The organism is Comamonas sp. lk, from assembly GCF_900564145.1.
GTDB lineage: Bacteria > Pseudomonadota > Gammaproteobacteria > Burkholderiales > Burkholderiaceae_C > Comamonas.
The window spans coordinates 2112555-2127923 of the sequence record NZ_UOOB01000001.1 but is presented as its reverse complement, the minus strand read 5'-3'; the positions used below and the strand labels follow the sequence as shown (position 1 = coordinate 2127923).

Sequence of the window (15369 nt, the reverse complement as noted above, 5' to 3'; positions counted from 1 at the left end):
TGTCTGCATGTCCCATTTCCGATTCAATCTTGCGCCGCTAGCAGCGGCTGTTACTCTGCTTTTGGTGACCTCAGGTGCTCAGGCGCAACCGGTCAGCGCGCCCGCCGCGCTGACCGCGCCGGTTGAAATCCAGATCACGGCTCAGCCGCTGGCGCAAGCTCTGGTGGTTCTCGCACGCCAGGCGCACCTGGAATTGATGGTGCAGCCAGCCTTGGTCGAAGGCCGAAGCGCGCCCGCAGTTCAAGGTCGATTCACCGTGCGGGAAGCGCTGAATCGCTTACTCGCGGGTAGCGGCCTGCATGCAGAAGTGGAGGGAAAATCTGTCGTTGTGCAACGCCTGTCACAAAGCACGGACACTGCCACCATGCCGACGGTGACCGTGTCGGCCCAAGAAGAGCGCGGAGCCACCACCGAGGGCACTGACTCTTTCGCTACGCGTGCCGTCAGCATCAATAAGGGCGATCAGGCGCTCAAAGACATCCCGCAATCCATCAGTGTGGTCACGCGCAAGCAGCTCGACGAACAAGGTATCACGGACCTCAAACAGGCCGCCAACATCGCCACCGGCACCGTTGGCGTTACAGGTGTCGGACAGGGTATGGTTTTAGCCGCACGCGGCTTTCAGATCGACAACTGGCAATACGACGGCGTGGCGATTCCCCGTAACATGTACTCGCTCGGAAACTGGGCTGCAGAAGGCATGGCCTTTTATGACCGACTGGAAGTCCTGCGCGGCGCATCGGGCCTGATGCAAGGCACTGGCAGCCCCGGCGGCGCTGTCAACCTCGTTCGCAAGCGCGGCCAAAGCGAGAAGACCGTGACACTGACCACGCGTGCCGGTTCATGGGATCGCTACGGCGTTCAACTGGATGCTGGAGGCCCGCTCAACGCGGAAGGTACGCTGCGCGGTCGAGTAGTCGTGGACGAGGCCCGTAGCCGTTCCTTTGTCGACTATGTGAACGAGCGTGCTCGATCACTGTATGCCGCGCTGGACTATGACATCAGCCCGGATACGACAGTTGGCCTAGCAGTGAGTCAGCTGGACAGCAAGGGACGGCCCTTCATCTACGGCGTGCCTCTGCGCGCTGACGGCAGCGATGTGGGACTGCCCCGCTCCACGTTCACGGGTGCCTTGTGGAACCGCGACAACCTCAAGCAGACTACGGTTTACGCCGATCTGAATCACCGTTTCAATGCGGACTGGAAGCTCAAGGTTTCGGCCTTGCACATGAGCGAGACGAACAACTCCACGCACCAACGCATGCACGGCACCGTGGCCGCGGACGGCAGCGGAATGACCTACGCGGACTGGATCACCCACTTCGACTCCAACAAGGTCGGGCTCGATGCGTTTGTGAACGGCCGCTTCGATGCCATGGGGCTGCGCCATGAAGTGACGCTGGGCGCGGATTACTCCAAGTACAAATCCGACGACATGTATGCACGCAACTTCACCTCGGGCGGCAACCTCTTCGACATCAATCACAACCGCCCCAAGCCAACCGTGGACAGTCTGCTAGCGGCCGGCGGCCGCAAAGCCTACTCCTCCTACGATGTGCAGCAAAAGGGCGTCTATGCCAGTTGGCGTGCTCAACTCACCGAGCCGCTGACTGCCATCGTGGGTGCCCGCGCCAGCTGGTATGACCTCCTATACAAAGGATCGCTGTTCGACACTCGCGAAGTCATGCACGCATCGGGCGAAATCATCCCGTACGCCGGTTTGGTCTACGCGCTGACTCCCCAGTGGTCGGCCTACGGCAGCTACACCAGCGTGTTCGAACCCCAATCGGCACGCACGGCCGCAGGCAAGGTGCTTGACCCCATCATCGGATCGAACTACGAGCTGGGCATCAAAGGCGAACTGATGGACAAGCGCGTCAACACCTCGCTCGCTGTGTTCCGCTACGACCACAAGAACCGCGGCGTCAACGATATCGCATCCGGTTATGCCTGCGACGGCTGGTTCTGCTCCACTGCGTCCGGCAAGGTTCGTAGCCAAGGCCTTGAAGCCGAGGTGAGCGGTGAAGTGCTGCGCAATCTGCAATTGGTGGCGGGCTACACCTTAAATACCACCAAATTCTTGCGCGACCCCGATAACCAGGGCAAAGTCTTCAGCACTTGGACCCCCAAGCACATGCTGCGCGTCTGGGCATCTTACCGCCTGCCTGGCGACTTGAGCCGCCTCACCACAAGCGCCGGCTTCGCCACGCAAAGCCATACGCTCGGCTATGACCGCTCATTCGACATTCCCGGCTTCACAACCTGGAACATGCGAATCGCGTATCAAGTCACGCCCGAGGTCAACGTAGCGATGAACCTAAACAACATCTTTGATAAACGCTACATTGTTCCCGGCTACACCGGGTACACAGGCGCCAACTACGGCGATCCGCGCAACATCATGCTCACCTTGAAATACACCCCTCGCCTTTAACGACTCACGAGGTACCTGGGCCAAGGAATTTAGCAACTTCTGCGGCCATTTTTCAACGACGTTTCCCCTCCGATTCGTATACCGGGTGCCGCTTGCGCAGCGAGCTAGGCGTCATACCGTTCACGCTTGCTTTCGGAAAAATATGAGTCATCGCCGACGCAATGTGTGACGACTTCCACCGAATAGAAGGCATTAACAACTGAGAATGAAACGGCCACAAAGGGTTGTCTAGGGCCAATGCTCTCCCGCTAGAAGCTGCCGATTGCGTTGGGTTCCAAACTCGAGTTCCTATCAAATATAGGAAGACGCCACTGACTCAATCGGTGCTTCCAGCCTGCCTCATCAGCTCACAACATATCTCTCCAATCTGGCCCACCGCCCCCAACAGCCGAGGAGTTGTATCGTTGGCGCAATTCAGGCGCAGGTAGTTGGGAAGATCGGCCTGCGGTGTAAACAGCTGCCCGGGGCTGACGCCTATGCCCAGCGCCAACGCATGTCGGTACACCTCGATTGCATTGATCTGCGGAGGCAACTGCACCCACAGTAAAAAGCCTTGGCTGGGCGTTGACACTCTGGTGCCTGCGGGAAAGCTGGATTCCACACGCGCCATGATGGCCTGTACTGCGGCTTGCATGCGGGGTTTCAAGCGCCGCAAGTGCCTGTCGTAGTCGCCACTGCCTAATACCTCGCTCAAGGCAGCTTCCAGCAGAGGCACACCAGCCCAGTCTGCGGCCAGACGCGCTTTTAGCACTTGTTCTTGAAAACGCCCTGGCGCAATCCAGCCAATGCGCCAGCCCGGTGCCAATGTTTTAGAAACGGAGCTGCAATACAGCACGTTGCCACTGATATCGAAGGCTGTGCAGGCAGGCGGGCGCAGGGTGTCACCTGCGAGATCGCCATACACGTCATCCTCAATCAAGGGTACGCCAGCCTGCTCCAGCAAGGCCACCAGTGCACGCTTGCGCTCTACCGGCATACAGGCCCCCAGTGGGTCTGTACAGTGGGTGAAGCCAGTACCGCTTTGAGTTTGTGCTTTGCCAGGGCCGTTGCCACAGCATCTGGCAACATGCCAAGGTGCGGATCAGTAGCGATCTCTAGTGCCTTCAGGCCTAAGTCTTCCAGCACCAACAATGTGCCGAAATAAGCCGGGCGCTCAATCGCAACCACATCGCCAGGCTTGCAGACAGCACGCAGCGCCAGTCGCACGGCTTGTGTGGCGCCAGCGGTCACAATGACATCGTCCGGGCCAAACTGTCCACCCCATTGAGCCGCCCGTGCCGCAATCTGGGCGCGCAGCTCCGCTCGCCCCGGCGGCATGCTGTAGGTCTGGCCGTGCCCTTGCAAGCGACGTCCCGCCGTCTGCAATGCGCGCTGCAATGTGGAGGCCGGCAACCAAGCGGGATCAGGCAGCGCAGCGCCCAGCGGTATCAACTGCATGTCAGCACTGCTGAACAAGGAGCGCGCCAAGCCCGCCATAGTCACCGGCAAAGGGCGCGATGACGACCGGGAATGCGTTCGAAATGACAGGCTCAAGTCGCCGCTGTTCGCTTGAGGCACGAAGTAGCCCGAACGTGGTCGAGCAACGATCAGCCCCTTTGCCTCAAGACAACGCAGCGCCTCCAGTGCCGTGGGTAGGCTAACCTGTTCCCGCTGAGCCAGCTTGCGCGCAGAGATCAGGCGGTCGCCGGGACGTAATGCGCCCGAGGCCAGTGTCTGGCGCAACGTCTCGGCAATTCGCAGATAGTGCGGAGATGAAGGCCTGGCTATAGGCACCGAGTTCTGCATAGACGTGTCACTCAATCTGTATAGGTAAATTTTTACTCATTCTGCTTATACAGATAATTCAAGCCATGTTCTATCTTTCTGGCTGCAATCTTGCGAAGGACTTTTTCATGCATGCCAGCAATTTCGATCTACCCACCTACTTGCAACGCATTGGCTACACAGGTCATGCCATCGCTGACACCGCCACCTTGCTCGCGCTGATGCGGCAACAGCTATTTACGGTTCCCTTTGAAAATCTGGATGTTCAAGCAGGCAAAGTCGTCTCGCTGGCGCCTGAAGAGATCGCCGAAAAAATTCTCCGGCAAGGCCGGGGAGGCTACTGTTACGAGGTAAACGGTCTGTTCGCCATGGCGTTGCAAGCTCTGGGCATTCCCTACCAATTTGTCGCGGCGCGTCCCATGTTCTACCCGGCCCGCAGGCCTCGAACCCACATGGCCGTGATTGCCGAGGTCGAAGGTCGACACTGGCTGTGCGACCTGGGCTTCGGCAGCTACGGCATCCGTGCTCCGATGGATCTGGAAATGGTGGACGTGAATATTGCGCAGGACAGCGACACCTTTCAGCTCACCCGTGACGAGCGCGGTGAGTACCTGCTCAAAGCCCGAGTAGATGGCGAGTGGGCCAATCAGTACAGTTTCGACCTGTCACCTCAGGAGTGGATCGATTTCGTTCCCGCCAACTATCTCAATTCCACGCATCCGGATGCGATCTTTGTGCAAAAACTGGTAGTTGTGCAACACCACAGCAGTGGCCGTAGCATTTTGCTGGGCGACATGCTCAAGACGATCACAGACAGCCGTATCGAGAAAAAGCAGCTGAGCCCGACAGAGCTAAGCGAGGTGCTGCTCCACCAGTTCAGGCTGACCCCAGTCATCGAGATGTAGGCTCGCGCCAGCCGTAAGATCACCGGTGCGATTCAGTTTTTATTGAGCCGGTATTGTGTTTGCGACTTTAGCGGCGTTGTTGCATAAACACCGAGCCTGTGCTCTGTAGGCTCGGTGTATGAGCCAGCCCACACCCAAGAAACGTTATCGCACCACCAATTGGAAGCAGTACAACTCGTCCCTAAAGGCTCGTGGCTCCCTGACGATTTGGTTGGATAAGAAGATGTCTTGGTTTGCCGCAGCAAGCGGCAAACGCGGGCGTAGCCCGAAGTTCTCGGATGCTGCCATCCAGTTTTGCTTGACGCTCAAGAATCTGTTTGGCTTGGCCCTACGGCAGAGCACGGGACTGGTGCAGTCCGTGCTGCAATTGTCGGGGCTTGCTTGGCCTGCCCCTGACTTCAGTACTTTGTGCAGACGCCAATTAGGGCTGAACGTTCAGGTGCCGTACACACGCAGCCAAGGCGGGTTGCACCTGCTGGTGGATTCGACAGGAATCAAGTTCCTGGGCGAAGGCGAGTGGAAGTGCAAAAAGCATGGGCCTGAGCGTCGCCGCCAGTGGCGCAAGCTGCACATTGGCATTGATGCCCAGACATTGCAGATCAGGGCCATCTGCGTGACGTCCAACAATGTCAGCGATGCTGCGGTGTTGCCTGACTTGCTGCAGCAGTTACCGGAGGATGAAGCGCTTGAGAGCCTGACGGGCGATGGAGCGTATGACACACCGCCCGTGTATGAGGCGGTGATTCAGCGGGGTGCCGTCCCCATCATTCCTCCGAGAAAGAACGCCCGGATACGCAAAGGCGATGCGTTCGCGTGTCGCAATGCGGCGCTCGTTGCATGCAGACGTTTGGCTCGAAGGATATGGAGAGTGTGGAGTGGTTATCACCGGCAAAGCCTGGTGGAAACCAAGATGAACTGTATTAAACGACTAGGCGAAAGGGTCATGTCCAGAACCTTTGAACGCCAAGTGAATGAGCTGCATATCCGTGCAGCGATATTGAATCGATTTACAGAACTGGGCCGTCCTCAGACGGCAGCCGTGGCATAGCCACGGCTGGGGTTTGGGGTGGTTCGCCTCAAGTTGGAGTTATGCAACAGCGCCCCACTTGGCGTGACCACCCTCCCTCCGCTGATCCGAGTGACCGTAGTGCGGTGGAGGTTCAGCATTGCTTTTAGCTTTCATGATCTGGACAAGCGACCCGACATCGTTCACCCATCCAGCCGAGCGCCACTCCGAAGCGGCCATGCCGACCACTTGTGCCAGCGCTACCGCAGGTAATCCGGTCTCGTCACCCCCTCGGTCATAGAGACCAAGTGGTCTGCAACGAGGGTCGCCTTGAGAATTCCGTGTACCAGCTCGCAACAGCGGGATGACGGGCGCGCCAGTTAAAGTCGTCGAAGCGTAGATCCAGGTACCACAGAGCGCAGGCCACCGTGATCGTTCCTATATCCACACGATCCGGTGCAATGAGGTCAGGATTGCTCGACAGATGGCCTATCGAGGTCTCAGCCTTGTCCAGCTGCGCATTGCGCCAGTCGGACCAACGCAATGCCTCGGGGCGGGCCACGTCTTCATAGCGTGCGATGAGGGCGCCGTCAAGCATGCCGTCGCCCAGGGCCTGCAGCGTTAGTGTCGCCCAGCGTGCGTCGCCACTACGGGGAAAGAGCCGACCATTGCCCACCTCGTTGAGATACTCGCAGATGACTCGGCTGTCGTACAACACGGCGCCGCTATCGGTGATAAAGGTAGGCACCTTGCCTAGCGGGTTCTTAGCAATGATCTGCTGGTCGCGCTGAACCGGGTTGGCATTTGACGGCAGTAGTTGTATGCGGTCGTTAAAGCCCAACTCATGGGCAGTTACCAGGCACTTGCGGACGTAGGGCGAGAAGGGGGAGAAGTATATTTTCACGATCGTTCACATTTTCATCATTCATGGGCTGTCAGCGCTGATTCAATTTTGAGCATCCGAGCCGACCAAAATTAACCAGAGGTTGGAAGCCGACTCGTCGTTGGTCGACTGTGCATAAATTCACTATTCGGGCAGCTTGTTGACCTCCTTGACAAATGGACTTATGCAACAACGAACCTCCTTGCGGGCACTGGACACCACTACCACACCAACTTATGCGTAGGCAACGGCACGACCGATCCCATGCCCCGCACGGTGATTACGGCCACTTTGTGGTCGAGAGTCTTGGCTCTTGTAGTGGGAGGTATCTGCTACTTACTCATATCAATCAAAGTACGCCCGCGGATCTGCCCCGCCAGCGTACGATCCAAGTAGCTCGGCAGCTCATCCAGTCCGATAACGCGGGCGATTTGCGCCAGGTTTTTTGGCCGGTACTCATTGGCAATCTTGTTCCAGACAATCTGTCGCACCGGCATGGAAGCATTGGCATTGACGCCCAGCAAGCGAATACCCCGCAATATGAAGGGCAGCACCGTAGTCTCCAGCTCGGCGCCGCCCGCATTTCCAAAGGAGGCAATCACCCCACCGGGCAGCATGGTGCGGGTCAGCCAAGCCAGAGTCGCTCCACCCACGGAGTCCACAGCACCCGCCCACTGGGCCTTCTCCAGTGGCTTGGGCTTGTCTTGCGGTGCAAGACGTCCGATGACAATGCTTGCCCCTAGGCTCTTCAGATACGGTATTTCATCTGCTTTTCCACTCATGGCTGTCACCTGGTAGCCGCGCTGGGCCAGCATGTCGATCGCCACACTAGCAACGCCACCTGTGGCGCCGTCGACCAGTACCGGCCCCCGATCGGGCTCAAGTCCGTTGAGTTCCATCAGGTGCAGCGAATAGGCTGCGGTGAAGCCGGCGGCACCTAGGACTGCCGCATCGAAGAGGCTTAGCCCTTTGGGAATGGGCAACACCCAGTCACCAGGCACCCTGGCGACCTGCGCATGCCCCCCATCGTGCTCCACTCCAATGCCGAAGCCATGCACCACAACCTCGTCACCACTCTGGAAGCGCCCATCAGCAGACTCCAGCACGGTGCCAGCCAGGTCGATCCCCCCGATGCGGGGCCAGGCGCGGATGATGCCGTTCAGACCCTTGGATGCGAGCGCATCCTTGTAGTTGATGCTGGAGAAGGCGACCTGAATGACGACGTTGCCCGGGCTGAGATCGTCAACAGACAACTCGGCAAACTGGCGAATCGGTGCACCCTCGCCGGCCAACAGTCGAAAGGATTTGAATTTGTGCATTGCGGTGTTCGATCAAGGTTGAAGATTGGATTTAAGAATTCGCCGCGCCAGGGTGGCGCGGTGCAGCTCCGATGCGCCGTCATAGATCCGAAATGGACGAAGCTCGCGCAGGATCAAAGAAACCGGCGTGTCCTCAGACATGCCCAATGCGCCCATCATCTGTGCGGCGCGATCCGCCACCCGACCCACGGCCTCGGACACGAACACCTTGGCCATGGCCGACTCATGCTTGACCGATTCCCCTAAGTCCATCTTGGCCGCCGCATGCCAGGTCATCAGCCTGCTGGCGTGTAGATCAATGTGCGAGTCGGCCACCATGGCCTGAATTTGCTGCAGGTCTGCCAGGGGCTTGCCAAAGGAAAAGCGGGTCTTTACATACTCCTGCGCTATTTCCATAGCGCGCGATGCGCGCCCAATGAAGCGCATACAGTGCGAAAGACGTGCCGGCTCCAATCGCCTCTGCGCATAGATGAATCCTTGCCCCACTTCTCCCAGCACGGCGTCGTCAGCCACTTCGCAAGCATTGAGCTCGATCTCGCCATGCCCTCCGATCTGAAAGCCGTCGATGCTCGAAATATTTCTAACGACGCGATATCCAGGGTTGTCCGCATCCACGATAAAGGTAGTAGCCCCCTCCGAAGTTTGCGCCAACACAATGGCGAACGCCGCATCGACCGCACCGCTGATGAACCACTTTCGGCCGTCAATCACCCAGCCCCCCGGTCGGCGCCGCGCAGTGGTTTGCAGCATCGAAGGATCGGAGCCCGCACCTGGAGACGGCTCCGTCATTGCAAAGCAAGAGCGAACATCTCCACGGATCAGTGGCTCCAGGTAGTTGCTGCGCTGCTGGCGTGATCCGTGCTCCATCAAATTGATCATGTTGGGCTGATCGGGTGAAGCACAGTTCATGGCGATCGGCCCAAGAAAGCTTCGGCCCGACTCTTCAAGCACAACGGCACGGTCTCGCCACGACAGGCCGAGGCCACCCAGTTGAGTCGGCAATTGCGGCGCGTAGATACCCGCAGCCATGGCCTTCTTGCGTAACTCTCCTGCCACGCGATCCAAGGCCGGAACATCATGGGCTAATTCTGGGCACTCTCTCGGTATCGCTTCGTGGTCTACAAAGTGGCGCACGCGCTTTCTGATTTCTATCAGTCGCTCGCTGTGGCCAAAGATATTGCTTGTCTGCACGGTAGCTTCCTCTGAAGGCCTGGATCAATCTAAGGAAGTGCCTATGGATTTCACCACTGCCGCCCATTTCGATGTATCGACCTTGATAAGTTCGCCAAACTTCTCCGGCGTACCGCCGGCAGGCTCCGCCCCTAAATCGATCATTCGTTGCCGTACGTCTGGCATCGCGAGCATCTTGTTCATTGCAGTATTCAGCTTGTCAATGATTGGCCGGGGCGTTCCCGACGGGGCCATCACCCCCTTCCAGGCCGGAACAACATAGCCAGCCAGACCAGCCTCGTCCATAGTGGGGATTTCTGGCGCCGCAGTTGCACGATGCTCACTCGCGACGCCCAGCGCGCGAAGTCTTCCAGCCTTGACCTGTGGCAGCAAGGCCGGCATGTTATCGATCGCCATGGTCACATGTCCTGCCAGGAGATCACTCACTGCAGCGCTTGTGCCTTTATATGGAACATGCAGCATCTTCAAGCCGGCGGCCTGATTCATGAGCTCACCAGCCAAGTGTGCAGGAGTCCCTTGGCCCGGCGAAGCAAAAGTGACTGCCGTTGGGGCTGACTTGACATAAGCAATGAACTCTTTGAGAGTCTTCGCAGGAACTGAGGGAGTGACCACCATCAGGTTGTGCTCGTTCTGCACCAATATGACGGGCACTAAGTCTTTGATCGGACTGAACGACATTTTCTTGTACAGACTCGGATTAATCACGATCTGTGACGTCGATGCCATGAGCAACGTGTAGCCATCTGGAGCAGCTCGGGCGACCATCTCAGCACCGATATTTCCTCCAGCACCAGGACGGTTTTCCACGATGACCGGCTGCTTCAGCTCCATGGTCAGTTTTTCAGCAGCAAGGCGAGCCGCGATATCTGCAGAGCCTCCTGGCGCAAAGCCGACGACGAGTTTGATCGGCTTGTTCGGATATGGCTGCTGCGCCACGACTGGCGAAATCGCCAGCGATGCCAGAACGCACAGAGCAAGCAACTTACGTTTTTGCATTGTTTTGTCTCCAATTTCTACGGCTTACTGAATAGGCCTGTCGCTTAAACGATCGAATGGCTATCCACAGCGATGCGCTGTCGCTGGCAGTTCAGCCCTTGAGGTCGTACCCCGCCTGGCTGAAGGTTCGCTTGGCAATGTTGATTTGATGAATCTGGCTGGTGCCTTCATAGAGCCTGAACAGCCGCACATCGCGATAGAAGCGCTCCGTGCTGTTGTCCGCGATGAAGCCATAGCCGCCGAGCATCTGCACACAACGGTCGGCCACGCGCCCGCACATCTCGGAGGCAAAGTACTTGCAAATGGATGCCTCCATCGTGACGTCGATCCCTGCGTCACGCTTGCGCGCTGTATCAAGGACCAGTGCACGAGCCGCGTGAATCTCGGTCTGACAGTCTGCTATCAAGGCTTGCACCAGCTGAAAAGCGCCTACGGGCTGGCCGAACTGCTTGCGCGTTGCGGTGTACTGCACTGCGTCCTCCAGCATGCGGATAGCTGGACCAATGCACAGCGCTGCCAAGTGAATGCGCTGCTTGTTAAGTACCTTCATTGCAATTTTGAAACCACGCCCCTCTTCGCCACCAATCAAGCTCGCTGCCGGCACGCGGCAGTTGTCGAAATGCACTTCCGATACGGGCGAGCCCGCTTGCCCCATCTTCTGATAGGGCTTGCCCGTGGTCAGCCCCGGTGTGTCGCGTTCAACCAAAAAAGCCGAGACACCGCCCGCACCCGGATTGGCCGGGTCGGTGCGAGCCATCACGGTGAACAGTCCCGCGATCGGCGCGTTCGTGATGAAGCACTTGGTTCCATTGAGGATGTAGGAGTCGCCATCGCGTCTGGCGCTCGTCTTCAGCGCGGCCGCATCCGAACCTGCTTCGGGCTCGGTGAGAGCAAAGCAACCGGTCAGCCGGCCGTTCGCCATGTCGGGTAGGTAGCGCTGTTTCTGCGCTTCGGAGCCTTCGATCACCAGTGCTTCTGAACCAATCCCGGTGTTGGTGCCAACACGCGCGCGAAAGGCCACCGAGCATTGGGATATCTCGATGGCTGCCAGCACGAGCTCCTCGGTCGTCATACCGGCACCGCCGTATGCCTGCGGAATCGAATAGCCGAACATGCCCTGAGCTGCCATCTCAGCCACCACCTCGGCCGGCACTTCATCGGCATCTGCCACACTGGCCTCATGCGGCACCAAGCGCGTGCGCACAAAATTCCGCAACTTTTCGAGAAAAATCTCAAAGCCCTGGGCATCTCGAATCATTTCTGCTCCTGATCTCTATCCCGCAACAACTTCGCGGGTTCATGTGAATATAGGCAGGAACAGAATTCATCGACACTAGTATTTTGCTATATTAAACATCAGCCCCCATTGATCGTTAGCTCAGTGAAATTTCCCGTTCTGAAGAGACCATTCCGCATATGAAGACAACGTACCCTGGGCGGCATCAAATGTTCGCCACCAGCCTGGCCAACGGATTGCTGATTCTCAAGAGCTTCAGGGTGGGCGAGCCTGCACTTGGAAATCTCGAATTCGTTGAAAGAACCGGCCTATCCAAAGCCACGGTGTCTCGGCTAACCTATACCTTGGGCGAACTGGGCTTTCTTAAGTACGACGCCGAGCAACGACGCTACCGCCTTGGATCAACGACGCTCGCGGCAGGCTATCCCTTGTTGGCAAGCCTAACTATCCGACAAGTAGCGCGCCCTTTCATGAAGGCACTGGCCGATCACGTGCACGGTTCGGTGTCGCTGGGCATGCGTGATCGCACCAACATGGTGTACATCGAAACATGCCGTGGCCATGAGGCGATTGCTTTTCGTCCTGATATCGGTGCATCTCTTCCCCTGCTAACGAGCGCCATGGGGCGAGCCTGGCTAGCTGGCGTCGATGAGGAGCAGCGCAACCGGGTTCTCGAGCAGATACAAGCGGAAGACCCCGACGCTTGGAAGCAGTACGGCCGAACCATGCAAGAGTCACTACGCCAGCACCCGGCTTTTGGCGTTTGCTACTCGCTTGGCGATTGGCAGCAGGATGTTCACGCCGTTGCCGCGCCCATGCAGTTGATCATCGATGGCGAAATACTGGTTTTCAACTGCGGCGTGCCGGCTGTGTTGTTGGGAAAACATTCGATAGAAACAGATATCGCCCCACGACTTTTGGAAATGGTCAGCAACGTGGAACGGGTCTATCTAGCGCAGCAGCACGACACGCATTGAGACCAGTAAACATCAGTATGCGCCTCAACAACATCCCACAAGACAAGCAGTTCGCTAGCACCCTCGCGAAGGGGCTTGAAATCCTCTTATGCTTCAAACCCGACGAACCCTTGTTAGGAAACAAAGAATTTGTCGCCCGAACGGGCCTAGACAAGACAACGGTTTCACGTCTGACCTACACACTGCTCCAGTTGGGCTATCTGCGCCATGACGCACAGCTGAGCAAATACCGGCTTGGTGCCCTCGTCTTGTCTATGGGATACCCTCTGCTGGCCAGCATGACCTTGCGCCAAATTGCACGGCCGTTGATGAACAACTTGGCGAATGAAGTGCACGGCACCGTAGGCATAGGTATTCGAGACCGCGCGGAAATGGTCTACATGGACACCTGCCGCGTAGAGGACGGGAATGCGCCGCTAATCGATATTGGTGCCTCCATGCCAATGCTTGCGACCGCTATAGGCCGATCTTGGCTTGCCAGGGCTGAACCCGCTGAGCGAGAAATGGCACTCAATCAGATCAAGGTTCAATATCCAAAGCTATTCGCCGAGCACGCTCACAACCTGCCCCAGGCGCTGCATGACTTCGCTACATACGGCTATTGCACAAATCATGGCTACATCGACCGGGATCGACTGGCAGTCGCAGTGCCGATGACAAAGCCCGTGAACTCAGAGATCGTGGTGTTTAACTGCGTTGTCCCCTCCTCTCAGGCTACAACGCCAGACCTTCCGCAGCGCATCGGCTTGCGACTAGTCACGCTGGTGCGAAGTGTGGAGGTCGCGCTGGGGCTGCGATGAACTCTGCTCAGCTGGCACCAAATCGCCTCTGCACCCATTCGGCAACACAACAAGGCTTTTCCTGCCCCTCCTGTTCAATACTCGCCGACCACGTCAGTTGCACGCCGCCATCGATGGGCTCCAGCGACACCAGCTTAAAATGTGCACGCAGGCGCGCGCCCGCCTTGACCGGCGCCGTGAATCGCACGCGATTGACACCACAGTTGACACCCATGCGCACACCATGAATCTGCACCGTGTCATTCAGGAAGCGACTGAGCAAGGCCAGCGTAAGGAAGCCATGAGCCACCGTGGCGCCGAAGGGCGACGCCGATACGCGCTCCGTATCGACATGAATCCACTGATGATCGCCCGATGCCTGAGCGAACTGATTGATACGCTCCTGAGTGATAGCCAGCCAGTCCGAAGGTGGAACGGGTTGATCAATCCATTCGGAAAGTGCAGACAGGGAGGAAATTTCTAGTTGAGGCATGGTGGCTTCCGTACAAAAATCAAATGACCTGAGTGTCTTTAAGTCGTTGCAGCTCGGCGCTGTCCAGCCCCAACATTGAATAAATCTCACTGTTATGCGTCTCCAACGCTGGGGCCTGATCGCGGCACAGGGATAGCAATTCCGGAAAACCTCGGCACAACGCAAGGCGCAGGCACACTACCAAGGTCTGGATCGGGCAGGCGGATGATGGTTTCACGCGCCTGGAAGTGCGGATCGGCCAAAACGTCGTCGATGCCGTAGACCTTGCTGAAAGGGACTTCATACGAGCCCAGCGCTGCTGCGAGTGATTCAAAGGTCCGCGCCGAGCACCACGACTTGACGATGCCGTCCAGTTCCTCGAGATTGCGTACCCGATTGATGTTGGTGGCAAAGCGAGGCTCGTTGAATAGTTCGGGCCGACCTATGGCCTGGCAGATCCGGCGAAAAATAGTTTCGGAGGTACCCACAATCGTGACCCAGACCTTGTCCGAAGTCTGGTACATGTTGGAAGGTGCCGTATAGGTGGCGCGGCTACCCGCGCGCTGCCTCACCTCCCCGAGCTGCTCGAACTCCACCGCCAGCGGCTCCAGCAAGCGCATCATGGCCTCCGTCGCCGATAGGTCGATCTCGCGGCCGGGGCCATTCGGGTGTTGGCGACGCTCCACCATTGCGGAGGCAATGGAGAAGGCACCGAACAGGCCCGCGACCACGTCACCGAGCGGATAGTTCATGTGCTGGGGACTGCCGTCCGCTTCACCCGTCAGGTGCGCGAATCCGCTCATGGCCTCGAAGATGCGGGCGAATCCCGGACGCTGTGCATAGGGACCCGTTTGACCAAAGCCAGTCAGGCGCAATACGGTCAAGCGCGGGTTGACCTTGTGCAGCGTCTCCAGATCGAGGCCCCAGCGGTCCATGGTGCCCGTGCGGAAGTTTTCGACAAGCACGTCAAACTGCGGCAGCAAGCGCAGGAAGAGCTCCCGCCCTTCCGGCTTGCGCACATCCAGCGTAATGCCACGCTTGCCGCGATTGGTCACCTTCCAGTAGAGCGCGTTCCCATCCTTGACCGGTGCAAGCGTCCGCAGGGAGTCGCTGCCATCGGGTAGCTCAAGCTTTACGACTTCAGCCCCTAGGTCAGCGCACAGCGTTGCCGAGAATGGCGCGGCAACAACCGTCGCCATGTCGAGAATGCGAACACCGACAAGCGGTCCGCCTTTCACTGTAGAAATACCCGAATTTTGCGCAGAGTTGGTCATGGCACATCGATCCTTTAGAAGTGCCATGAGTTTGTTTCACTGCTGCATATAATGCAATTTCAGTTTTAATATATTAAACAAATATTCGCACACCAACTCAGCGGGCTTGCCGCAAAGCCGCCATCTGGGCAA

General features: G+C 57.9%; 13 protein-coding genes and 1 pseudogene. 5 read left to right on the top strand and 9 right to left on the bottom strand.

The window, feature by feature from the left end:
- The first annotated feature begins 7 nt into the window (after positions 1-7).
- A complete protein-coding gene (locus EAO39_RS09805) occupies positions 8-2434 on the top strand; it encodes a TonB-dependent siderophore receptor (RefSeq protein WP_120967218.1) in 2427 nt (808 codons plus the stop codon).
- A gap of 316 nt (positions 2435-2750) precedes the next feature.
- On the opposite strand, the gene EAO39_RS22945 is transcribed toward EAO39_RS09805, so the two are convergent.
- On the bottom strand, positions 2751-3410 hold the full coding sequence (locus EAO39_RS22945; RefSeq protein WP_240466941.1) for a PLP-dependent aminotransferase family protein: 660 nt from the start codon (positions 3408-3410) through the stop codon (positions 2751-2753).
- Positions 3401-4219: a GntR family transcriptional regulator gene (locus tag EAO39_RS22940; RefSeq protein WP_240466940.1), complete on the bottom strand. Its 819-nt coding sequence runs from the start codon at positions 4217-4219 to the stop codon at positions 3401-3403. The genes EAO39_RS22945 and EAO39_RS22940 overlap by 10 nt, the downstream gene beginning before the upstream one ends.
- 107 nt (positions 4220-4326) lie before the next feature.
- On the opposite strand from EAO39_RS22940, the gene EAO39_RS09795 reads away from it, so the two are divergent.
- Together EAO39_RS09795 and EAO39_RS09790 are read left to right on the top strand one after the other, a co-directional pair.
- On the top strand, positions 4327-5103 hold the full coding sequence (locus EAO39_RS09795; RefSeq protein ID WP_120970899.1) for an arylamine N-acetyltransferase: 777 nt from the start codon (positions 4327-4329) through the stop codon (positions 5101-5103).
- A gap of 118 nt (positions 5104-5221) precedes the next feature.
- The gene (locus EAO39_RS09790; protein WP_120967217.1) at positions 5222-6151 is read left to right on the top strand and encodes an IS5 family transposase; all 930 of its coding nucleotides are present in this window, start codon (positions 5222-5224) and stop codon (positions 6149-6151) included.
- Between the two features lie 253 nt (positions 6152-6404).
- Here the strand turns inward: EAO39_RS09790 and EAO39_RS09785 are convergent, their stop codons facing one another.
- From EAO39_RS09785 to EAO39_RS09765, 5 genes are all read right to left on the bottom strand, one after another.
- Complete coding sequence (locus EAO39_RS09785) at positions 6405-7013, bottom strand: glutathione S-transferase (RefSeq protein WP_120967216.1); 609 nt, start codon at positions 7011-7013, stop codon at positions 6405-6407.
- 311 nt (positions 7014-7324) lie between these two features.
- Positions 7325-8311 carry an oxidoreductase gene (locus EAO39_RS09780; RefSeq protein ID WP_120967215.1) on the bottom strand — a complete coding sequence of 329 codons (987 nt, stop codon included), beginning with the start codon at positions 8309-8311 and terminating at the stop codon, positions 7325-7327.
- Positions 8312-8323: 12 nt separating this feature from the next.
- Positions 8324-9487: an acyl-CoA dehydrogenase family protein gene (locus tag EAO39_RS09775; RefSeq protein WP_120970897.1), complete on the bottom strand. Its 1164-nt coding sequence runs from the start codon at positions 9485-9487 to the stop codon at positions 8324-8326.
- Positions 9488-9526: 39 nt separating this feature from the next.
- On the bottom strand, positions 9527-10498 hold the full coding sequence (locus EAO39_RS09770) for a tripartite tricarboxylate transporter substrate binding protein (RefSeq protein ID WP_120967214.1): 972 nt from the start codon (positions 10496-10498) through the stop codon (positions 9527-9529).
- Positions 10499-10589: 91 nt separating this feature from the next.
- Positions 10590-11756: an acyl-CoA dehydrogenase family protein gene (locus tag EAO39_RS09765; protein ID WP_120967213.1), complete on the bottom strand. Its 1167-nt coding sequence runs from the start codon at positions 11754-11756 to the stop codon at positions 10590-10592.
- Between the two features lie 188 nt (positions 11757-11944).
- Between EAO39_RS09765 and EAO39_RS09760 the strand changes: the two genes are divergently transcribed.
- On the top strand, positions 11945-12712 hold the full coding sequence (locus EAO39_RS09760) for an IclR family transcriptional regulator (protein WP_240466939.1): 768 nt from the start codon (positions 11945-11947) through the stop codon (positions 12710-12712).
- Between the two features lie 17 nt (positions 12713-12729).
- Positions 12730-13512, top strand: coding sequence for an IclR family transcriptional regulator (locus tag EAO39_RS09755; protein ID WP_120967211.1), 783 nt, complete (start codon positions 12730-12732; stop codon positions 13510-13512).
- 7 nt (positions 13513-13519) lie between these two features.
- On the opposite strand, the gene EAO39_RS09750 is transcribed toward EAO39_RS09755, so the two are convergent.
- Positions 13520-13984 carry a MaoC family dehydratase gene (locus tag EAO39_RS09750; RefSeq protein ID WP_120967210.1) on the bottom strand — a complete coding sequence of 155 codons (465 nt, stop codon included), beginning with the start codon at positions 13982-13984 and terminating at the stop codon, positions 13520-13522.
- 19 nt (positions 13985-14003) lie between these two features.
- Positions 14004-15237, bottom strand: a pseudogene (locus EAO39_RS09745) (CoA transferase).
- Positions 15238-15369 lie beyond the last annotated feature (132 nt).